We start from the raw sequence: 21,450 nt of genomic DNA on the forward strand, positions 1-21,450 counted from the left end.
TACGTGCTTACAATTCCTTCCGCATCATAATGTCGGTCTGAATATCGTCGCCGAGTGTGAAAAGGTGTTTGTCAAATTCTACAAAGCCGTTCCGTTTGTAAAAGCCGATTGCTTTTTCATTCTCTTCCCATACACCCAGCCACACATATGCGTAGCCGCGCTCACGGGCGATGTCGATGGCTTTATCATAAAACAATTGCCCGATTTTCTTTCCCTGCCAAGTTCTGAGCACATATATCCGCTCGATTTCCAATGCGGTGTCGTCTTTCAGTTCGCTTTGGGCCGGGCCGTGGTTGACTTTGAGATAACCGATCAGTTCGTCGCCGTCGTAAGCCAGATGGAATTCTGAAAATGGATTATCCAGTTCGGAGGCCACTTTTTCCGTGCTAAACCCGGTTTTCAGGTAATGCGCCATGTTTTCCTCGGTATTGACCGAAGCAAACGATTCATAAAAAGTGTCTATTCCAATTTGCCTGACGGTTTCCAGGTCGTTGATGGTGGCTTGAATGAGTTGTATCGACATGTTATTTGTTGGGTAATACCTTTAATCTCACGCCTTCGCTATGGGCTGTGAACTCCGGAGCGTACATGCATTGGATCGTTGTGATGCCATTGCTGAAATCGCCTTCGTGTGTAATAAAAAGTGGATATTCGAACACATAAGTTCCTTTTCGCAAGGCGCTGAAGAAGAAATTGGTACTCGCATCGCGCGTGCTTTCGTAATACCCGAGGCCGCCTTGCCAGCGGTAGCCGCTCAGGACGTTCACGGGTTCGAGCCCCGACGCCCGCATATCCTTCATATGCACATATTCTATATCCCGGTCGACACGCAGCTCGATACGGACTTTAATTTTGTCGCCCACTTTCACCACGGAACCTTCACGCACGGGCGTGAGCATGGGCCCTGAATCGGTGTTGGTTTCCACGAAAAGCTGTTTCGAGAGTTTTAGCGGCGTTTCAGCGAAAGTGATTTTGTCGAGGTCTTCGAAATATTGCCAGTAAACGGAGCCCCAGGCGGGCAGGGAGGCGGCGCTCGCCGGAGCCTGGACCAACACCCTGATATCAGCCAGGCTGGGTTTGACCTCACTTGCATTGAGCGTTTGCTTGAAATAACCTGTTCCCGCTTCTGTGGCATCGGTTTTGGGCTTTATCTCGGTTCCGCCCAATCGAATGGTCGTGGCCGGGCTTTCGGCAAGCCAGTAATTGCCCTTCGTCAGCAGCGCATAGCATGCCTCGGCAGTTGCTTTGGTGCTCTCCCAGTTGTTCGTCTGCTTGTTTTTGAGCAGCCAGGTTTTGAGGTCGTTCACGATGGAAGCGTCTTTCCCGACTTCTTCAAACGCTTCGATAAGCAACGCCTGGCGCTCGATAGGGGCTTCATGCCACCACCAGCTGCGGTTGGCTTCTTTCCAGTACATGCCAAGTTCTTCGTTGTGGATAGCCTTTTGGCTTAATGATTCGAGAATGCTACTGGCCGTATGAATATCGCTGGAACGGTGTAGTACAAGCGCAATCATTCCTTGCAACATTTTAGAATGGGAAATCCAGGTTTCCTTTGCCCGGCGGTAGTAAAACGGATACGCATCACTGGTGGTCGCGGGAATACCTTTGTATGGGAAAAAGCTGCGCATGTACAAATACTGTATGTCATACGGGCCCGGAATATACTTTGTAAGGTCGGCTTTGTCGCGGATAAGCTGTCGGTAATCTTCCTGCAAACGTGCATCAAGATATGGGATTGCTTTGTCGAGAATCAATGTTACTTCCCGCTCCTGCTCCGGGCTGAAAGCATTGATCTTCTTCAAGTGCCCGATGCTCGTTACGATGTATTGGGTTATGTACCGATCGTCTGGTCCGCCTTTGAACCACGGAAAGCCACCGTTCGTGCTCTGCATTTCCCGCAGCTTCTGCATGGAACGCGCCTGCTCGTTGCTCATTTTTACGACATCAAAAAGCAACGCAATGTTTTGTTTCTGGATGTTTTCTGATTTGGCTGCCAGTACCCACGGCGTTTCTTCTAGTAGCAATGCTTTCAACTCCTGGTTTTTGGAAAGATTACTTTGAAGAGCGGTTGTATCGAGCGTTTTCCAGTGACTGAATACCTGCGCAACGCGGGGCGAACTGCGAACAATATGCGCTGCGAGCGTGTTGGCATAATACCGGCTCCATGTCTGTTCTGCACATTCGTACGGATATTCCATCAGGTAAGGCAGCGCCTGTACCGCGTACCAGGCAGGATTGTTGGTATATTCTACGGTAAGCGACTGGTGCTGCAGCGTCGCAGAGCTTCCTGATTTTTTAAGTTTTTCAAATGTAAATAGCCGATCTCCATTGCCACGCGAGAAAATGGGCAGACTTTCTGTTACCAGCATTCGGTTAGGCAATACCGGAAGCACATTCTCCTCGCCATCCGAAAGGTCGTCCGATTGTGCGGTAGCGCGCCAGGTAAGCACTCCGGTAAATCCTTTCGCAACTTGTATTTCAAAAAATACGACATCACTCTGCCTTGCCGCCACTGTAAATGCTTTGGCAGGCGAATGATTGCCGAACTTCTCGTCCAATGTCTCGTTCGTTTCAGCATTGGTAAGTTGCAATGTGGCGGTGCCTTTCAGTTCGCGGCCCGTCAGGTTGGCGATTTTGACGGGAAAGTTCAACCGGTCGCCTTCGCGCAGGAAGCGGGGAGCATTGGGTTGCACCATCAGTTCCTTTTGGGTAATGATCTCTTTCGAAGAATATCCGAATGCAAGATCCTTCGTATGCGCGAGCGCCTGGAATTTCCAACGCGTAAGCGACTCCGGCAGCGTGAAGGAAAAAGTAATATTCCCGTCACTGTCGGTTTTCAGATTTGGAAGGAAAAAGGCCGTTTCGTTGAAATTCCTGCGGGGACTTGGTGCACTTGGAGGCTGAGGAGCCCTTCTTAACTGGCCGTAGCCAACTACCACCACTTCGTTTAGTGCAGCGTCATCGGGGGAGGGGGCAGCCATAGACACTTGTACTGCTGCTCCTGCGAGGGCCGTCTTTCGTTCCCGCGCCTGTCCCCGGATGGTGACGCCTGCCACTCGTCCGCCGAGCTGCATTGAAATTCTACCCGGGTTTTGCAGCTGGTCGAATGTTCTGTTAAGTGATTTGAAATCCATACCAGCACCATATTTAACTTCGGCACTAAAGAAGCTGAAATTGAGGTCGGAGCTTTTGTCAAGATAAAACCGCTGCGTATGCCAGATCTGCGGCTTGTCCCACTGGTGCATATAAAGCTGATCGAGCGATGCGTCGTACATGCTACCAAGCATTTCGGATGCTACCCGCTCCTTTTGCAATCCACTGATATTGATTTTCCAAGTTTCCTTGCTACCCGGCAATGTTTTATCGCGGAACGTTTCGTATGTGATTTTAAGTTGCTTGTTGGTCCACGGTACACTGATAGTCTCCACGTGCCTGTGAATGCGGTTGTGTTTGACAAACAGATATTGTGCAAAATAGCCTCCCCGGTCGTTTTCAGTTGCTTTGAATTCGAACGTCGCAATCTGTTTGTCAAGGGAGGTAAATGAAAATGTGTCTTCTTCTTTCTTATCGAGATCCCGGATCAGGAACACACGATCGGCCGTAGTACCGAGTTGAAGGGTAGTTTTCTGACCGGGTTCGATGGGACTGGTACCTTCTACCCATAGGTAGGCCGGGTAAGGCAATGCTTTTTGCGGTGCGGTCAGTTGGATGTAACGAATGTCCGAAACTTCCTCATTGGCAGCATTCCTGGCCAGGATGCTGATTTTATAGAAACCGGGCATAAGGTTCAGGTCGGTAGTCGGGATTGTTGGTTCGGGACCCAGCTTTACAGATTTAACAACCGGCGCGCCGCTGCTTTGCCAGTTTTCCATATCTGTTTCGGCGTCATATTCATCGTGTGGGAATACTTTGATATATTCGGCCTTGTTCATTACGAAAACATCGGGGCGAGGCCAGTAACGCTCGCGGATGAGGCGGTTTTCGGGTGTAATTCTGATAAAGCTGATGGTCGCGTCGGTGGCAATCGGCCTACCACTCAGGTTTTCCGAGCGGACTGCCAGCGATTTGAATTCGGTGGCTTTGGTTTTTTGAGGAATATCCGATTTCAGGATAAATGACTTGTAAGTCGCTGAAATCGTGATCTCGTTACTTCTGGTCTCTCCGTTCAGGTCGGTAATATCCGCGTGGATGGCATAGTCGAATATCGGATCGGAATTCGGGCTCAACCGAAGATCAGGAATGGCGGTAAAATCGACCTTGAATTTGCCCGATGCGTCGGTCGTGGTTTCACCATGCGCTATTTCTGCGGGACCCTGCATAGGAGGCATTCGTTTCCACCAAGCGTAAATCACGCGCGGTTTGCGCATTACCCGGTATTTGACCTGCGCCTCGTTGATCGCATTTCCGGCATACGTAGTCGCCGTTCCGCTTATCCGGATCGTGTCATTGACTTTGTAGTTGTTTTTCAATGTATCGAACACCACTTCGAATTTCGGTCGTTTGTATTCTTCAACTTTGAAACGGACCTGAGAATATTTGGTTGAAATCGTAAAATCACCGGTTAAGCCGTTCTGAGGCAGTAGAAAAGTGCCCGAAAAGCTGCCATATTCATTCACTTTATGCGTGGTGGTATGGATATCCTCCGCATTCGGATCTTCAAGCATCACCTCGATTTCATACTTGCGGTCCTTCAATATCTGCGTCCCTTTTCTCGCAATACCTTTGTAGTACACGGCTTGTCCCGGCCGATAAATAGCCCTGTCGGTGAAGAGATAAACTTCGTCAACTTTGTCTTCGGGATCACTTTCACCGTAGTTGTTGTCAAATGCACCAGAATAAACCTGCCTTGTCTCGCGCAAAAAAAGGCGGTCGTTGTTATGGATGATTTCCGGCAGCAATTCATACCGGTCGTCGCGTTTAGGATCTCTTGGGATCAGAAACTGCCCATTGGCGTTAGTTTTGAGTAATGCCCCCTTCGATAGTTCATTTTTTCGGGAGTTGGGATTGTACATTCTTTTCCAGATCTGGACGCTGGCGTCCACTACCGGCTGGCCGTTATCCCTGTTCACCACGAAATAGCGATCACTCATTTGTACGTAGCTCAAATTGGAAACGTGGAATAACCTCGCTGCCATCATTGTAGTACCATCTTTAAAACCCGAATCCGTACCTGCCAGTAGGATGTAGTCGCCTGTTTCCAAGCCATCCACCTTCACTTCAGTGCTATGTTGTTGATAATCGCGCGTGTCGGGTAACGCTTGTGTCCATGTGCGCATGGCGGGTGTGCGGGTAAGTACTTCCCATTTGTTTTGGTAATCATCCCTTTCATAATTTGCAATGGCTGCAGCGTCGGCTTTGATGAGCCGGAAATGCATTAATGGAATGTTTTTGAAGTTCAGCAGTGCCCGAAATGGTTTTTGAGGCTCATTAACCCTCTCTAATGTCACGCCGAGCTGCATTTGCCGGATCATGTTCAGGAGGTTATGAGCATTGATCCCTCCTTCGGTATCAGGGTTTTCGGAAGAAATTTTTTCACAAATAGCAACGGCTTGCACATTTTCGTACCGCACCGTGGAATCCTTACCAGCCTGAAACCGATCCGCTCGCTCGTGCAGCCAGGCAGCTTTCAGGTACCACGCCTGTGCGGCCGCTGGAATAGACTGGTATTGCTCTGCAACATGGTTAATGGCCATGTAATAGAGGCTGTCCTTATCGGGATGCACCGATTTTTGCCGGACATATTGAATCCGCGCCAGGTCAACGTCGATCAGCGCATCCGGCGAGGGGTCTTCAAGGTGAAACGCAACCAGCTTTTGGTAAAGCAGCAATGCCTGATATTCCAATGCGGATGAATCCCTCTTTTCGAACTTTCTGTGTATAAAATCTGCGGCAGGGTCGAATGCAGAGGCTGCATTGATTTCGAAGGAGTAGGCGGCTATCGGTACATCAAGCGCGCTGGAAGAAAAGTATTCCAATGCTTCGAATGCGAGTAAATCGAACAACGTAGGCCGGAGTTTGCGAACATTACCCTTGATGATGAGTGCATCGAACGGTTCGAGCGGTGTCTTTTTGAGCAGGTCCTCGTTGTGGATCGACAAAAGGTACAAATCGCCTATTTTTCGTTCGAAATCTTCGATTCCCCAGGTTGCAACGTCAGCCTTGTCAAAACTTGTGGTAGTTGTCCGGTTGTACAGTTGCCAGCGAACGGTATGGTAATAGCTAAGGTATTGATTTGCGATCAGGCTTGTAAGAATGGCTTTGGCTGGCCCGGTAACTTCGTTCTGTTCCTTTTCCAGCTCGCCGATAGACATCGCCAGGTTCTGCTCCCGGTTTTCGTTTTGCACATGGATCATATACACTGTTGCCTTGATCAGTTGTGCTTCCTGCTTTTCTTTTTTTGCAAGCTGGTAAATACTTTTGATCTGTTCCAGAGCATCCTTATCAAGCCCCTTGCCGACTAATTCGTCGACCTTTTTCCATTCCGTATTGTAATTCTTGACCGGGCCTTGTCCGTGTGCGTGCATAGTTAATGATATAATAATGGTGATGATCAGATAGTAACCGAAGGTGTACGTTAATTTCATCGTGCGAATCATTTGGTTTGTGATGAATGGATAAAGATAATAAAACGTCGCAGTGCCAAAAACGGCATTGAGCAGCCGGAAAACGTCATTCAGCAAACAACCGGTGAAAGGCTTGCCTTGCAGAAGTATAAAACATCTACATTGCCTCTTTTTGCAATATGAAGTATCTTTAAATAGTGTTTTTGCAAAATATAACTAATTACTACTCTTCTTGAACGAATTTTATTTTTAAGTAAACTCTATGCGTACGATCATGTTGGTGGCGGGGATCATCGTCGCACTGGTTTTGGGAAAATTATTCATTTTTTCAAAACCCGGTGAAGGCAAAGGCTCCGATGCGAAAAAAGGTGGTGAGGGGAAGAATGCGAAGTCCTCCGGCGGTGCTGTGCCGGTGAATGTTTTTATTGTGGGTAGGGAATCTATTGAAAACCAGATTTTTGCCTCGGGCACGGTGCTTCCCAACGAGGAAGTGAACCTGATGTCCGAAATATCGGGCAGACTGGTGAAGCTCGATATCAAAGAAGGTTCGTACGTTGCCAAAGGACAGCTCATCGCGAAGATCAACGACCGCGAGTTGCAGGCACAGTTGCAGAAAGTGGCTTATAACCAGGATTTGAGTAAAAAAATAGAAGCACGGCAGAAGAAGTTGTTGAATGTGGAGGCCATCAACCTCGAAGAATATGATGTTACTTCCAATAATATCCGGGTTTTAGAGGCCGAAAAGGAGGTAATAGAAGCACAGTTGGAAAAGACGGAGATCCGGGCTCCTTTCAGCGGACGCATCGGGTTGAAGTTCATCAGCGAAGGTGCATACCTGGCTCCGGGTACGCCCATCGTAACCATTGTGCAGAGCAACCCGGTAAAAATCGATTTCACGGTTCCTGAAAAATACAGCCCTAGCATTCGGGTGGGAAGTTCGGTCAAATTCAACCTCGACGGCGATCCGTCGACTTACACTGCCAGAATTTTGGCCATTGACCCGAAAGTGGATGAAAACCTTCGCACGTTGCGCGTACGCGCACTCGCCAACAACCCCGAAGGCCGGTTTGTACCGGGAATGTTTGTGAAAGTACTGGCCGATCTCGATGCGAACCGCTCCGCGATGATGATCCCGACAGAGGCCATTGTGCCGGTTTTGAAGGGTAAGAAAGTGTTTGTCGTGAAAGATGGCAAAGCACAGGAGGCTATGGTGACGACGGGCCTGCGAACCGACAAGAAGATTCAGATCATAGACGGGTTACAGCCCGGTGATTCGCTGATTACCTCGGGGATCATCGCGATCAAACCTAACACCGCCGTGAAGGTCAACCTATGAGCATATCAACCCTTTCTATCAAAAGGCCGGTTCTCGCGATTGTGATGAACCTGCTGATCATATTATTCGGATTTCTGGGCTATAAGTTCCTGGGAATGCGGGAATTCCCGTCGATCGACCCGCCGGTGGTTTCCATTCGTACCAGCTACACGGGCGCGAATGCCGATATCATTGAATCGCAGATCACCGAACCGCTCGAAAAGCAGTTGAACAGTATCGAGGGGATTAAGTCTATCAGCTCCACGAGCAGCCAGGGTACTAGCCAGATCACGGTAGAATTCGACATTGGAGTGGATATGGAACGTGCCGCGAACGACGTGCGCGACAAGGTAGGGTCTGCCTCACGGACGCTGCCGCTCGATATCGACGGCCCGCCGGTGGTAAGCAAAGCCGATGCCAACTCCGAGCCCATTATCGTACTTACTTTCACAAGTAATACCCGCTCGCACCTCGAGGTGAGCGACTATGCCGAAAACGTGATCGCCCAGCGCCTTCAGACGATCGAAGGGGTGAGCGAAATCCGCATTTTCGGACAGAAGAAGTATGCGATGCGGATCTGGATGGACCCGGTTAAAATGGCTTCGCTGGGCATTACGACCCAGGATGTGAAAACGGCGCTGGATAAGGAGAATGTGGAATTGCCGAGCGGGAAACTGGCCGGTGATAACACAGAGCTGACCGTGAAGACGATCGGCCGCTTCCGTACAGAAGAAGATTTTAATGAGATGATCATTAAAAATTCGGCTACGCAGACGATTCACCTGAAAGACATCGGTTCCGCGACGCTGGGGCCCGAGAATGAAGAAACGATCCTGCGGCTTGACAATGTGCCGATGATCGGTCTGGCGATTTCACCGATGCCGGGAGCGAACTACCTCAATATCGCGGAGGAAGTGAACAAGCGGATGGAAGCCATCAAAAAGGAGCTTCCGAAAGACTACAAGCTGGACACGCTGATCGACAATACCATTTTCGTGGAGCGCTCGATTGAGGAGGTAGGAGAAACGCTGCTGATCGCGATCGTGCTCGTCGTGATCATCATTTATCTCTTCTTCCGCGACTGGCTCATTGCGTTCCGTCCGCTCATTGACATACCGGTTTCGCTCATTGGTACATTCTTCATTATGTACATTATGGGCTTTTCCGTGAACGTGCTCACATTGCTCGCGATCGTGCTCGCGACCGGGCTTGTGGTGGATGACGGGATTGTGGTCACGGAAAATATTTTCAAGAAGATCGAACAGGGGATGAGTCCGATCGAGGCGGCTATTAAGGGCTCTAACGAGATCATATTTGCGGTTTTATCCACGTCTATTACGCTGGCGTCGGTGTTTTTGCCGGTGATTTTCATGGAAGGTTTTGTAGGAAAACTATTCCGGGAATTCGGTATCGTTATTTCCGCCGCTGTACTGATTTCCGCATTCGTTTCACTGACGCTCACGCCGATGCTGAATGCCTACCTGGTGCGCAAGACACATAAGAAAAGCTGGTTTTACGAGAAAACGGAGCCGTTTTTTGAAAAAATCACCAATGATTACGGCAATGCATTGGCCAAATTCCTGAAAATGCGTTGGGTGGCTGTACCGCTGGTAGCCATTACGCTGGGGATGATCTGGTTTTTTGGAAAGGATCTTCAATCGGAACTGGCGCCGTTGGACGACCGTAACTGGTTCCGGATCAATATGACAGCGCCGGAGGGTTCTTCGTTCGAGTTTACCGACCGTTATGTGCAGGATGTCGGCAACATGCTGATGGACTCGATGCCGGGTAAAAAGGGACTGATGTTGATCACGTCGCCGGGAAACTCAGGTCTTGGCGCTGCCAATACCGGCAGTGGTCGTATTGCGTTGGTTGACAAGAAATTGAGGAAGGAGTCGCAGCAGGAGATCGCGGATTATATTAACAAGAAACTCAAACAAATGCCCGATGCAAAGTCGTTTGTGGTGCAACAGCAGACGATCTCGGTGGATTCGCGCGGCGGGTTGCCTATCCAGTATGTGATCCAGGCCCCGGATTTTGAAAAATTGCGCGAGTACCTTCCCAAATTCATGGAGGAAGTGTCGGAAGACCCCACTTTCGCGATTACGGACGTTAACCTGAAATTTAGCAAGCCTGAAATCCAGATCAAGATTGACCGCGAGAAAGCGAAGTCGCTGGGCGTTTCGGTGCAGGATGTGGCGCAGACGATGCAACTGGCATTTGCAGGGCAGCGCTTCGGCTATTTCACCATGAACGGCCGCCAGTACCAGGTAATCGGTCAATACGACCGCGCCAACCGCGATGAACCGCTGGATTTGAAGAGTATGTTTGTCAAAACCAATACGGGCAAGCTGGTGCAGCTGGACAACATCGTGAAGGCGGAAGAAGAGAGCAGCCCACCACAGCTTTTCCACTACAACCGCTACATGAGCGCGACCGTGCAGGCCGCCCTCGCGCCCGGGAAGACCGTAGGCGATGGTATTGCCGCGATGGACCGTATCCGCGACAAATTGAACGACGAGACGATCCAGACGGCATTGAGCGGTTCCTCCCGGGATTATGCGGAGAGCTCATCGAATACGATGTTCTCGTTCTTCCTGGCGTTGATACTGATCTACTTCATCCTGGCCGCCCAGTTCGAAAGTTTTGTGGATCCGTTCATCATTATGTTTACCGTGCCGCTGGCGATCGGCGGGGCAGTGTTCTCACTCTGGTTTTTCGATCAAACGCTTAATATTTTTAGCCAGATCGGGATGATCATGCTCATTGGGTTGGTGACGAAGAATGGTATCCTTATTGTCGAATTCGCGAACCAGTTGCGCGAGCAGGGGCGAAGCATTCAGGAAGCGGCATTGGAAGCGGCGACCATGCGTTTCAGGCCCATCCTGATGACCAGTTTGGCGACTGTCCTCGGTGCATTACCTATCGCGATGGCGCTCGGCTCAGCCGGTCGTAGCCGGATGTCCATGGGGATCGTCATCATGGGAGGGCTGCTGTTCTCGCTCGTGCTGACATTGTACGTCATCCCGGCCATTTACACATTCTTCTCACGGCCTAAGAACTTCGAGAAAATGAAGATGATCGAGCGTGTGGCGAGAGATAGTGAATTGGAGGAGCCGGCGCATTTTTGAGTGTTGGTTGACTATGCTGGCGAAGTTTGTTAATTTTAATATAAATAGTCATTCACCATGCAGGCGAGACCGAAAACTAAATTCACAAACCTTCAACAGGAACTGCTGCAATTGTATGCGCGGCAGGTTAGTGAAGAGGATTTGAGAAATATTAAGGAGCTGATCGGCGCATACTTCGCCGGTCGGCTCAATTCATTGGCGGATGCGGCATGGGATAAGAATGGCTGGACTCAACAAGATATGGAAGATATTTTGAACGAATCCAGCCAGTAATGAATGAAAATTGTCCTGGACACTAACGTCCTGCTCGTATCGCTCCCCACTCATTCAAAATACCATCCGATCTTTCAGGCATTGCTTAGAAAGCGTTATGATCTTTTCGTGACAAATGAGGTATTGGCCGAGTACGAAGAGCAAATTGGACGCAGGTTAAGCATTGGGCGAACGGAGATACAACTTTCTCATTACTAAACCTATCAAACGTAGATTTGACTACTCCGTTTTACTTCTGGCAATTAATCGGCCAGGATCGGGACGATAACAAGTTTGTGGATTGTGCAGTAGCTTGCGGGGCTGATTATCTGGTGAGCAATGACAAGCATTTCGACGTGCTTGCGTCGATCAGTTTTCCCAAAATCAAAGTTATCAAGGCAGAGAAATTTCTCGAAATTTTAGAGAGCATCCCTTAATTACCGCGTTCCCATATTTTTTAGCATCCTTACATGCGAGCTTAATGCGTTGCCGAAATTGGTTTTGGCGTTGTAAACCAGCCCGAATTCCAGTGCGGTAGCTTTTACAATGGGTGACAATGCGTGGTAGTGGATGTGAGAAATGGAGGGGAAAAGGTGGTGTTCTATCTGGTAGTCGAGGCCGCCGATAAACCATGAAAGTATGCGGTTCTTCCCGGCAAAATTGGAGGTCGTTTGAAGCTGGTGAACGGCCCAGGCGTTTTCGATACAGCCTGCATTGTCGGGTTCGGGCTGTTCAGCACCTTCTACGACGTGTGCCATTTGGAATATGGTACTCAATATCATTCCGGCGGTGCCATGCATCAGGAAAAACCCGGCCAGCCATTGCCAGAACGTGAGCGAGGTGAAACTGAGCGGTACAATGCAGATGAAGAACAAATAGGCCAGCTTCGTTGCGACAAGGCGGATCAATTCTTTCCTGGGAAACGGCTTCGTCATACCCGACTTTGCCATTCTGTTGAAAATTCCTATTTCTTTAAAATCCTTCCAGAGGAACGACACGGTCATGAGACTGTACAGCAGGAACGCATAAATATGCTGAAACCGATGGATATACTTTTGCTTCTCCTGAAACGATAGCCGAAGGAGGAACTTGCCGGTAATGTCCTCGTCCACATCGTGGATGTTGGTGTAGGTGTGATGCAACCGGTTGTGTTGTACTTCCCAGTTGTAGGCGTTACCTCCCAGCAGGTAAATCGATGTGCCGAATATTTTGTTCAGAATGCTCGATTTGGCCAGCGAGCCGTGAATAGCGTCGTGCATAACGGACATCCCGACACCCGCTACACCAAAGCCCATTACTACGGCCAGCACGGCCATAGCCAGGGTGGAGAACCGATCCGAAAGGATCAGGGCGTAAGGTACAATGTAGAGGCTCAGCATGAACAGCGCCTTGTAGATGATCTGGTCGCCACCCGACTTGCAAAGTTCGTTCGAGGAAAAGTAATAGTCTACCCGATGCCTTAGCGTGGTGAAGAAGGTACTTTTTTCGGCATTGGTGAATTTGATTTTCTGGTATTGCATATCTGACAGATAGGAGTAAAACTTTTTGGGGCGGCCCATTAGGAACGGGTTCGAACGGGTATTATTGGTTGGCAGGCAATGTTAATTTCCAATGCACCTGATTATTCCGGCAAAAGCGATTTGGAGAAATTTAATTTGGCAGATACCTGAAAAACAAAAGGGCCAGCATTGCATGCCGGCCCTTCCAATGAGGATATATCGATGTTTAAAGAGCGAATTTCGCTTTGATCGCATCCACGAAATCAAGTTTCTCCCAGGTAAAGAGTTCAACTTCGACTTCTTTTTCTTCGCCGTTAGCGCCTCTGAAAGATTTCTTAACGATTTCGTTCTTGCGTCCCATGTGGCCGTATGCCGCTGTTTCGGAATAGATTGGGTTACGCAGTTTCAGGCGTTGTTCCACTGCGTAAGGACGCATGTCGAAGATCTCACCGATTTTCTGGGCGATTGCTCCGTCGTTGTCGGCTACTTTCGAAGTTCCGTAAGTGTTTACATACAAACCGCAAGGCTCAGCCACACCGATCGCGTAAGAAACCTGAACGAGCACTTCGTCGCAGAGACCGGAAGCTACCATGTTTTTCGCGATGTGACGTGTCGCATATGCTGCGGAACGGTCCACTTTGGAAGGATCTTTTCCGGAGAATGCACCACCACCGTGTGCGCCTTTTCCACCGTAAGTATCAACGATGATTTTACGGCCTGTAAGACCTGTGTCACCATGAGGACCACCGATTACAAACTTACCGGTTGGGTTGATGTGGTGCGTAATGTCGCCTGTGAACAGCTTCTGCAATTCAGGCGTCAACTTAGCTTTTACACGAGGGATTACAATGTTGATAATATCGCTTTTGATTTTCGCCAGCATCGCTTCTTCGGTATCGAAGTCGTCGTGCTGGGTCGAAACCACGATCGTATCGATACGTTGTGGCACGTTATCATCGCTATATTCGATCGTTACCTGCGATTTCGCGTCAGGACGGAGATAAGGGATTAATGCAGGCTCGTTGTTGCGGATGTACGACATCTCTTGCAGGATCTTATGCGCCAGGTCGAGTGCAAGCGGCATATAGTTCGCAGTCTCGCGGGTCGCGTATCCGAACATCATACCCTGGTCACCGGCCCCCTGAGCATTTGCCTTCGATTCGAAATCTTCGGCCGCCGCGGCACGGTCTACACCCTGGTTGATATCCGCGCTCTGGTCGTGGATCGCTGACAGGATACCGCAAGAGTTCGCTTCAAACATGTATTCACTTTTCGTGTAACCGATTCTCTTGATCACTTCGCGGGTGATCTTCTGAACGTCCAGGTAAGTGTTGGTTTTTACCTCGCCGGCCAAAACTACCTGTCCGGTCGTCACCAGTGTTTCGCAGGCCACCTTACTGTCGGTATCCCATGCTAAAAAATTGTCAATCAGTGCATCTGATATTTGATCGGCTACCTTGTCAGGATGTCCTTCAGATACGGACTCCGAGGTGAATAAGTATGGCATTGGAAACGAAATAAAAGTTAAAGAAAAGTTTAAATGTGTGATAAAATTACCTCATGAGAAGTTCTTCTATTTTCCTAGTCGATGGCAAAAATAAGTAATCATTTAGATATTGACTTTGTGAATCGTATTGTTTAAGAATAATTTCCTCAATTTTGTCAAAATTTAACTCCTTTTCCGGTCTGATCCTGTAAAGGGTGTAGTTCAGGCCTTTAACTAGTTCGACCAGCCTGTTGGCGCGCTCCTGCAATACATGCAGGTTTGCGGCGGCCTTGTGGCAGTCGAGCACTTCGCAGGTGATCACCGGATTGTGTTTTTCCAATGTTTTCTTCAATCCGGTCAATACTTCCAGTTCGGCACCTTCCACATCGATTTTAATAAAGGAGATATCGCTGATATTGTCCAGGTTGAGATCGTCGAACGGAAATACTGGGACGTAGCTGACGTCCTCGGGGCGATAATGGCCGGGGCGGAGGTCGCCCATCATCGTGGCCGAAGAGTCTGCGCCGGTTTTACAGTAGAACTTCAAAACTTCAGCGGAAGAAGAAAGCCCTACCGGGAGTAAATGGACATCCCGCAGGTCATTCATTTTAATAAGCTTGTTGAGATAAAAGGCACAATGCGGGCTGGGCTCAAAACCATAATAGGGATTGTCGCGGTAGCTCCGAAAGGCTATCAGCGATTGTCCGACATTCACCCCCACATCGATGAAGCTGCTTCCTGCGGGCATTTGCATGGATTTGACAAGCTGGAAAAACCAGTCGTCATCCTCAATTGCGAAATTGGATAGCCCGATGTTGTGAATTACCGGAACTTTAAAGCGTTTGTTGTTGAAACTGACGGATCGCGTGAAATTTACATGGCGACTCACGTCCTTGATTGTTTGTTTGACGAGTTTGGTCAGAGAATTCATTGATTGTGAGTGGTATAGTAGAACATATAAACCTACGTATTTCTACCGCTGAATCAAATACCTCTTCGCAAACGGTGACAAAGAATAATTATGAGGCAAAATAAAAGAGCCGGTATACGTTGCTGTACCGGCTCTTTAAGCGAAGTCCCGATATCAGATCGGCACGTTCACATGGCGTTCCGCGTGGTAACTGGAACGTACCAGTGGACCTGATTCAACGTATTTCAAGCCGCGTTTTAATCCTTCTTCCCTGTAATTGTCAAACATTTCGGGCGTGATCCATTCGATCACCTCGTGGTGCATTTTGGTAGGTTGAAGATATTGTCCCAAAGTCAGAATGTCCAGGCCGTTTTCAGCCAGGTCGTCCATTGCCTTGTACACTTCATCCTGCGTTTCGCCAAGGCCAAGCATAATGCCCGATTTGGTACGCTGGCCGAATTCCTTCGTACGCTTGATTTGTTCCAGGCTACGGGTATATTTTGCCTGCGGACGTACCGCACGGTATAAACGTTCCACAGTCTCCATATTGTGGGAAACTACTTCCTGACCCGCTTCGATCATGTGTATCAATGCATCCCAGTTGCTTTTTACATCGGGGATCAGCGTTTCAATCGTCGTTTCCGGCGTGTTTTCCTTTACCTGGCGAACCGTTTGATACCAGATTTCCGCGCCTTTGTCTTTCAGCTCGTCGCGGTTCACGGATGTGATTACCGCATGTTTCACCTGCATCAGCTTGATCGCCTCCGCCACGCGCCGTGGCTCGTCGGTATCGTACTCGTTAGGCCGGCCGGTTGCTACCGCACAAAAACTGCAACTTCTCGTACACACGTTCCCGAGGATCATAAAGGTGGCCGTTCCGGCTCCCCAACACTCCCCCATATTCGGGCAGCTGCCGCTTTCGCAAATGGTATGGAGTTTATAGTTATCGACCAGCTGTCTCACTTTCCTGAATTCAGGGCCTGCGGGAAGTTTAACCCGGAGCCAATCGGGGCGTTTTCTGCGTTCCGATGGTATTACTGGCAATTCAATCATATTAATCTGTAATGGTAATTATCTTTTCTTACTTCCAAAATAAAGGGTCAGGTATCCGGATGTAAAAAAGGCCTTATTCTGCGCATCCGCCATAATTGTAATTTTTCTTGAAAAGGCTTCGGCTATAAAACCAACCTCGACGCCCGTCACATTATCCCGGAAAGCACTCAATTCAAAGCTCATGGCCGTCTTGATGTGCAGCCCAGGTACCACTTTCGATTTCCCGAAACCCTGGAAAAAGCTGCCCGCACCGATAATGTCGCCCGCCCTGTTCGGATCGAACGGCTGGGTGGTTACCCGGCCATCGGAGCCCTGGTACTGGACCATATACGGCTTTTCGAAGCCGAGTGATGGACCTGCCGCGACGATACCGCTAATCGAAATCCCTTCGTCGTCCTGCCGGCTGAAGAGCGCTATTTCACGGCCATATTCCGGACGAAGCACAAACAGGTAGTTTTGTTTGCCATAAACCAGTCGTGCACCTGTCACAAAGTCCTGCGTGGAAAGTTCTTTCGGATGTTTCACGTTCACCAATTCGAGTGCCAGGTAGCGGTATGCATTCTTTCCGAACATTTTAGTCCCCAAAGCCGACGACTGGCGAAAAACCGCACCTCCGAGAATCCCGGAGTTGGTATTGGTGGTAATACCCAAAGAGGTAAATGATTTATAGGTCTCCTCCGCGTCCTCATTTTTCACAGACCTGCGCTGAGCGTATATTTCTGTCGATAGTGCAAACAGAATAGCTACTGAAAGTAAAAGTTTTACACGCATCATATTATTAGTATAAATTCTCTGTGACTGTGTATGTGTCGTATGGACAGTGAAAGTACAAAATAATAGCGTATGCTTCTGTATATCGACACCACTTTAACGGTTTTTTGTACATTTATGTTCTTTAAACGAAAAAAGAAGCAAAAAAGCCTGCTGGCGGCTTCTGTTGCACCTGAAAGACGGTGTTTTGTTGCTTTTCTAATGTCCTTTTAATCAGACTTCTTTGGTGAAAATCATTTATCAGGTCGCCATTCAGGTTTTCGCATTTCTATTCCGGTTCGTTGCACCTTTCAATCATAAAATAAAGCTCGGCGTGGAGGGGCGAAAAGGCCTTCTCCGCTGTCTGCGATCATCGTTTCAGGCACAGGTAGCAGGGCGGCCGGTCGCATGGTTTCATGCTGCGTCGCTCGGGGAATTCGAGCAGGGGCGGCCGGTAATAGAAGCTTACCGGAATGCCTATCCCGGTCATTTTATATTGCTTACTTTTTTCTCGCCCTCGGGTTATGAAATCAGAAAGGACTATGCGGGAGCGGATTTTATTTGTTACCTGCCGATCGATACGCCTTCAAATGCACGTGAATTTGTGGAAATTGTCAACCCGCAGATTGCCTTTTTTATCAAATACGAGTTTTGGTTTAACTATCTGCGTGAGCTACGGAAAAACGGAAGTTATATCCTTTCTTTTTCGTCCATTTTTCGTCCCGATCAGATCTTCTTTAAACCATATGGGGGCTTTTTTCGTAAGAAGCTGAGTTACTTCGATCATTTCTTTGTGCAGAATCAGACGTCGGTTTCGCTTCTGGAAAGTATTGGTGTTACGGCCGCCAGTATCGCGGGCGACACCCGTTTCGATCGCGTGCGTGCGATCGTGTCTAATGCGCGCGAGTTGCCCGAGATCGGGCGTTTCAAGGGTACGGGCCAGTGCCTGATCGCGGGTTCGGTGTGGGAGGCGGATATGCAGGTGCTCATTCCTGCGCTGAATGCATTAACAGGCAAATCTCTGAAGGCGATCATCGCCCCGCACGAGATCAGGGCCGAGGAAATCGCCGGCTGGCGTTCCAGGCTGAACGGTCGTTCCATTTTGTATTCCGAAGTAGCCGCCGGGCAGGATGCGGCGGGTTTCGACTATCTCATTATCAACAATATCGGCATGCTCTCGTCGCTATACCGGTATGGTAACATGGCCTATATCGGTGGTTCGTTTGGAGTGGGGCTGCATAATATCCTGGAAGCCGCGACATTTGGGCTGCCTATTGTTTTTGGGAACAAAAGCTATCACCGGTTTCAGGAAGCCGTGGATTTGATAGAAAGAGGTGGTGCATTCGCCGTTGCCGACGGGGATCAGCTTTTGAAAATGATGGAAAACTGGGTTGATAACCCCGCTGATGCACGGAATGCGGGCAATATTAGTACGGAATACGTGAAGTCGGGTACGGGTGCTACCGACCTGATTATGCAGAAAGTGAAGCAGGCAATTGGTTGATGACGCCGCAAAGGGCGCCACCAGTATATATTTTCAGGAAAATTCTTTCGCAATCAGATTATCGAACAGGTAGGCCTGTGTTCCCAGCAAGCGCGCTTTGGCGCCCAGTTTGGAAATGTGGATCGACAGTGGATTTTTGAAATCCGACAGGCAGTATTTGTTGATCGCCTGCTCGATCGGGTTGGAAATGAACGGCCCGGCTTCCGCCAGCAAACCACCCACGATAATCACTTCGGGATTGAACAAATGAACGGCCGTAGCCAGCCCCTTGCCCAGTTCTGTGCCAACGGTGCTTAGCAGGTCGATCGAGAATTCATCGCCCGCATGGACCGCTTCGATGATATGGGATGTTTCCAACAGGTCGAGATTGCCATTCACGATTTGTTTCAGGATCGTTGCCCGGCCGCTGTTGATACCGTCCTTAGCCTGGCGGATCAATGCAATGGCCGAAGTGATCGTATCCAGGCAGCCTACTTTTCCGCAATGGCAAAGCATTCCGTCCGGTTTCACCTGAATATGCCCCAACTCGCCCGCAAAGCCTGATGCCCCATTGAAAACCTCTCCGTTAATGATAATGCCGAGCCCTACACCCCAGTCGATATTGATCGTCAGCACCTGCGATTTATCGACCGCATAACCGAACCGGTGCTCGCCGATTGTGGTGGCCTTCGTATCATTGAAAAGGCACACCGGGAGGTCGAAATGCTCTTTGAGGTACGTTACCAGCGGCACACCAGAAGGTGTCAGGTTCAGGTAAGTTAAATTAATACCCTGTGAAGAATTGATCAGACCGGGCATCGAAACGCCGATACCCCACAGTTTGCTGCGAGTAATATTGTTGGATTTCAGGAAGTCATCCGTGGATGTAAAAAGTTCTTCCAGAAAATTCGATGAGTCGTCGAGACGTATGTCAACTTTCCTTTTGAGGATCAGTTGGTTATGTAAGTCGAATATGCAGAGCTGGGTATCATGGCGGTTAATGTCCATGATCAGCGTAAGGTACTTCTTCGCGTTCAGGCCGTAGAGCACCGGCGGGCGGCCAGCTCGTGCAGGACCTGTGCCTGTCTCCGTGATCCAGCCTTCCCGCATCAGATCGTTCACAATGCCCGTTGCAGAGGGTATACTCGCATGGAACAACTTGGCCATTTTGTTAATGGAAGTGTCGCCAGACTGATATAGATGCAACAAAAGGCTGCTTCTAATGCGATTTTTACGAATATCGATGACCGAACTCGGTTCTTCTGCCACTAAGTCCATTATGCGGAGCGAAAAATTATAGGATGATATTTTTAATTTTCTTTAACTATTGGGTGTACTAATGTATGGAATAATCAGAAAAAACGGGTGTGATTTTAAAAAATATTATTATTTGTTGTAAAATATTTAGCGAATCGGGCGATTGGCCAAACGTTTCTTAATAGTACTGCGGTCACAAAACGGGGATTTTTTCAGCTTGAAGGAGACAATGATACGCATTGTATGTAAAAATCATCGATGTTGAAAAACTACTTGTTTGGAGGCTTCTTTTGACTTCGCGGCTAATTTTTAGTGACTTCTGACAAAGTCCTTTTAAATTCGTTGATTCCAAAACAAAGACAAATGAGTTTAATAAGGGGTTTGGTGCTTCGTTCGACCGGTTCGTGGTACGACGTCAGGGATAGCAGGGACGGGCACATCTGGCAGTGTCGTTTGAAAGGTAAATTCAAAGCATTGGGTTTGAAAGTAACCAACCCGATAGCCGTGGGGGATTATGTGAATTTCGAGGTGGAGAATGAGGGAGAAAATTTCGGGATCATCCATGAGATTGTTCCGCGTGAGAATTATGTAATTCGCCGCTCAGTCCATAAAACGGCCCATGCGCACCTGATCGCGGCAAATGTGGATCAGGCCATACTTATCTGTACATTGGTATTCCCGCGTACTTCATTGGGATTTATCGATCGGTTTCTGGTTGCGATCGAATCGTTCCGCATTCCCGGGGTGCTTGTTTTTAATAAACAGGACCTGCTGAATGATGAAATGAAGGAGTTCCAGGCCGAGCTCATGGAATTGTACACCAGTCTTGGTTACCGTTGTCTCGCCACGACGGCCCTGGCCGAACTCGGTCTGGGGGAGTTCAGGGAATTGCTCAAAGAGAAAGTTTCATTGCTTTCAGGACATTCAGGGGTCGGTAAATCGACGCTCGTGAATGCGATTGCGCCCGATCTGGATATTAAAACGCAGGAAGTTTCCACATTTGCGAACAAGGGCGTGCACACGACCACTTTCGCTGAAATGTTTGAACTTGAAAAAGACACCTTCATCATCGATTCACCGGGGATTAAAGAACTCGGATTGGCCGATATGGAAAAGGAGGAAATTAGCCATTACTTTCCCGAAATGCGCGATTTGCTTAACCAATGCCGCTTCAATAATTGCCAGCACATCAATGAACCCGGCTGTGCGGTAAAAGAGGCTGTTTCGGAAGGAAAGATCGCGCTGAGCCGTTTTGAAAGTTACCTGAGCATCATGGCGGGCGACGATAACCGGAAATAGAGCTTAGAGTTCATGAGTTTAGGAGTTGAATAATGCTTCGGCTATGAAGAATGTAGAGCATATAGGTATTGCTGTCAGGGACCTTTCCGCGGCAGAGACATTGTACTCGGCATTGCTGAATACAGTTCCTTACAAACGCGAAGGTGTTGAATCGGAACAGGTTATTACTTCATTTTTTAAAATAAATCAAACCAAAATAGAACTGCTCGAAGCCACCGGGCCAGAAAGTGCCATTGCGCGCTTCATTGAAAAGAAGGGAGAAGGCATTCACCACATCGCTTTTGAAGTGGAGAACATTGTAGCCGAAATGGAACGCCTCCGCAATGCAGGCTTCACATTATTGAATGACACTCCCAAGCGGGGCGCCGACAATAAGCTGGTTTGTTTTATACATCCCAAAAGCGCGAACGGCGTTTTGATAGAGCTTTGCCAGGAAATCAAGTGATATCCTG

Annotated in this window: 16 protein-coding genes; 8 read left to right on the top strand and 8 right to left on the bottom strand. The window is 48.8% G+C overall.

The window, feature by feature from the left end; genetic code table 11:
- Nucleotides 1–7: 7 nt before the first annotated feature.
- The gene (locus J7619_RS28325) at nt 8–523 is read right to left on the bottom strand and encodes a GNAT family N-acetyltransferase (RefSeq protein WP_291207227.1); all 516 of its coding nucleotides are present in this window, start codon (nt 521–523) and stop codon (nt 8–10) included.
- A gap of 1 nt (nt 524) precedes the next feature.
- Nucleotides 525–6,584, bottom strand: a complete 6,060-nt coding sequence (locus J7619_RS28330) for an alpha-2-macroglobulin (protein WP_291207230.1) — start codon at nt 6,582–6,584, stop codon at nt 525–527.
- 241 nt (nt 6,585–6,825) lie between these two features.
- Here J7619_RS28330 and J7619_RS28335 point away from each other — a divergent pair, with 241 nt between their 5' ends.
- From J7619_RS28335 to J7619_RS28355, 5 genes are read left to right on the top strand one after another with little or no spacing between them, the layout of a single operon-like run.
- The gene (locus tag J7619_RS28335) at nt 6,826–7,899 is read left to right on the top strand and encodes an efflux RND transporter periplasmic adaptor subunit (RefSeq protein ID WP_291207233.1); all 1,074 of its coding nucleotides are present in this window, start codon (nt 6,826–6,828) and stop codon (nt 7,897–7,899) included.
- Nucleotides 7,896–11,009 (top strand): efflux RND transporter permease subunit, encoded by a 3,114-nt coding sequence (locus tag J7619_RS28340; RefSeq protein WP_291207236.1) that lies wholly within the window; start codon nt 7,896–7,898, stop codon nt 11,007–11,009. Before J7619_RS28335 ends, J7619_RS28340 begins: the two co-directional genes overlap by 4 nt.
- A 57-nt stretch (nt 11,010–11,066) precedes the next feature.
- Entirely contained in the window at nt 11,067–11,282 is a 216-nt protein-coding gene (locus J7619_RS28345) for a hypothetical protein (protein WP_291207239.1), read from the top strand.
- 3 nt (nt 11,283–11,285) lie between these two features.
- Nucleotides 11,286–11,480 (top strand): PIN domain-containing protein, encoded by a 195-nt coding sequence (locus J7619_RS28350; protein ID WP_291207242.1) that lies wholly within the window; start codon nt 11,286–11,288, stop codon nt 11,478–11,480.
- A 17-nt stretch (nt 11,481–11,497) separates the two neighbouring features.
- Nucleotides 11,498–11,698, top strand: coding sequence for a putative toxin-antitoxin system toxin component, PIN family (locus tag J7619_RS28355; RefSeq protein WP_291207245.1), 201 nt, complete (start codon nt 11,498–11,500; stop codon nt 11,696–11,698).
- Here J7619_RS28355 and J7619_RS28360 read toward each other — a convergent pair whose 3' ends face one another.
- The 5 genes from J7619_RS28360 to J7619_RS28380 all read right to left on the bottom strand — a co-directional run bounded on the left by J7619_RS28360 (nt 11,699) and on the right by J7619_RS28380 (nt 16,983).
- Nucleotides 11,699–12,820 carry an acyl-CoA desaturase gene (locus J7619_RS28360; protein WP_291207247.1) on the bottom strand — a complete coding sequence of 374 codons (1,122 nt, stop codon included), beginning with the start codon at nt 12,818–12,820 and terminating at the stop codon, nt 11,699–11,701.
- Nucleotides 12,821–12,986: 166 nt separating this feature from the next.
- Nucleotides 12,987–14,267, bottom strand: coding sequence for a methionine adenosyltransferase (gene metK, locus J7619_RS28365; protein ID WP_291207249.1), 1,281 nt, complete (start codon nt 14,265–14,267; stop codon nt 12,987–12,989).
- A gap of 46 nt (nt 14,268–14,313) precedes the next feature.
- On the bottom strand, nt 14,314–15,177 hold the full coding sequence (locus J7619_RS28370; RefSeq protein WP_291207252.1) for an FkbM family methyltransferase: 864 nt from the start codon (nt 15,175–15,177) through the stop codon (nt 14,314–14,316).
- 153 nt (nt 15,178–15,330) lie between these two features.
- The gene (gene lipA / locus J7619_RS28375; protein WP_223399906.1) at nt 15,331–16,209 is read right to left on the bottom strand and encodes a lipoyl synthase; all 879 of its coding nucleotides are present in this window, start codon (nt 16,207–16,209) and stop codon (nt 15,331–15,333) included.
- 18 nt (nt 16,210–16,227) lie between these two features.
- Complete coding sequence (locus tag J7619_RS28380) at nt 16,228–16,983, bottom strand: hypothetical protein (RefSeq protein WP_291207255.1); 756 nt, start codon at nt 16,981–16,983, stop codon at nt 16,228–16,230.
- Nucleotides 16,984–17,203: 220 nt separating this feature from the next.
- Between J7619_RS28380 and J7619_RS28385 the strand changes: the two genes are divergently transcribed.
- Nucleotides 17,204–18,463 carry a glycosyltransferase N-terminal domain-containing protein gene (locus tag J7619_RS28385; protein ID WP_291207257.1) on the top strand — a complete coding sequence of 420 codons (1,260 nt, stop codon included), beginning with the start codon at nt 17,204–17,206 and terminating at the stop codon, nt 18,461–18,463.
- Between the two features lie 33 nt (nt 18,464–18,496).
- Here J7619_RS28385 and J7619_RS28390 read toward each other — a convergent pair whose 3' ends face one another.
- A complete protein-coding gene (locus tag J7619_RS28390) occupies nt 18,497–19,720 on the bottom strand; it encodes an ROK family transcriptional regulator (RefSeq protein ID WP_291207259.1) in 1,224 nt (407 codons plus the stop codon).
- A gap of 342 nt (nt 19,721–20,062) precedes the next feature.
- Here J7619_RS28390 and rsgA point away from each other — a divergent pair, with 342 nt between their 5' ends.
- Nucleotides 20,063–20,998 (top strand): ribosome small subunit-dependent GTPase A, encoded by a 936-nt coding sequence (gene rsgA / locus J7619_RS28395; RefSeq protein WP_291207261.1) that lies wholly within the window; start codon nt 20,063–20,065, stop codon nt 20,996–20,998.
- A 43-nt stretch (nt 20,999–21,041) separates the two neighbouring features.
- Entirely contained in the window at nt 21,042–21,443 is a 402-nt protein-coding gene (gene mce, locus J7619_RS28400; RefSeq protein ID WP_291207263.1) for a methylmalonyl-CoA epimerase, read from the top strand.
- Nucleotides 21,444–21,450 lie beyond the last annotated feature (7 nt).

The organism is Dyadobacter sp. (genome assembly GCF_017744695.1).
Classification (GTDB): Bacteria; Bacteroidota; Bacteroidia; order Cytophagales; family Spirosomataceae; genus Dyadobacter.

What these genes read in the sequence shown, in the direction of transcription:
- lipA (WP_223399906.1), bottom strand. Translation starts at nt 16,209, where the DNA reads ATGATTGAATTGCCAGTAATACCATCGGAACGCAGAAAACGCCCCGAT.
- rsgA (WP_291207261.1), top strand. Translation starts at nt 20,063, where the DNA reads ATGAGTTTAATAAGGGGTTTGGTGCTTCGTTCGACCGGTTCGTGGTAC.
- J7619_RS28350 (WP_291207242.1), top strand. Translation starts at nt 11,286, where the DNA reads ATGAAAATTGTCCTGGACACTAACGTCCTGCTCGTATCGCTCCCCACT.
- J7619_RS28325 (WP_291207227.1), bottom strand. Translation starts at nt 523, where the DNA reads ATGTCGATACAACTCATTCAAGCCACCATCAACGACCTGGAAACCGTC.
- J7619_RS28390 (WP_291207259.1), bottom strand. Translation starts at nt 19,720, where the DNA reads ATGGACTTAGTGGCAGAAGAACCGAGTTCGGTCATCGATATTCGTAAA.
- J7619_RS28380 (WP_291207255.1), bottom strand. Translation starts at nt 16,983, where the DNA reads ATGATGCGTGTAAAACTTTTACTTTCAGTAGCTATTCTGTTTGCACTA.
- J7619_RS28345 (WP_291207239.1), top strand. Translation starts at nt 11,067, where the DNA reads ATGCAGGCGAGACCGAAAACTAAATTCACAAACCTTCAACAGGAACTG.
- J7619_RS28335 (WP_291207233.1), top strand. Translation starts at nt 6,826, where the DNA reads ATGCGTACGATCATGTTGGTGGCGGGGATCATCGTCGCACTGGTTTTG.
- J7619_RS28330 (WP_291207230.1), bottom strand. Translation starts at nt 6,584, where the DNA reads ATGAAATTAACGTACACCTTCGGTTACTATCTGATCATCACCATTATT.
- metK (WP_291207249.1), bottom strand. Translation starts at nt 14,267, where the DNA reads ATGCCATACTTATTCACCTCGGAGTCCGTATCTGAAGGACATCCTGAC.
- mce (WP_291207263.1), top strand. Translation starts at nt 21,042, where the DNA reads ATGAAGAATGTAGAGCATATAGGTATTGCTGTCAGGGACCTTTCCGCG.
- J7619_RS28360 (WP_291207247.1), bottom strand. Translation starts at nt 12,820, where the DNA reads ATGGGCCGCCCCAAAAAGTTTTACTCCTATCTGTCAGATATGCAATAC.
- J7619_RS28340 (WP_291207236.1), top strand. Translation starts at nt 7,896, where the DNA reads ATGAGCATATCAACCCTTTCTATCAAAAGGCCGGTTCTCGCGATTGTG.
- J7619_RS28370 (WP_291207252.1), bottom strand. Translation starts at nt 15,177, where the DNA reads ATGAATTCTCTGACCAAACTCGTCAAACAAACAATCAAGGACGTGAGT.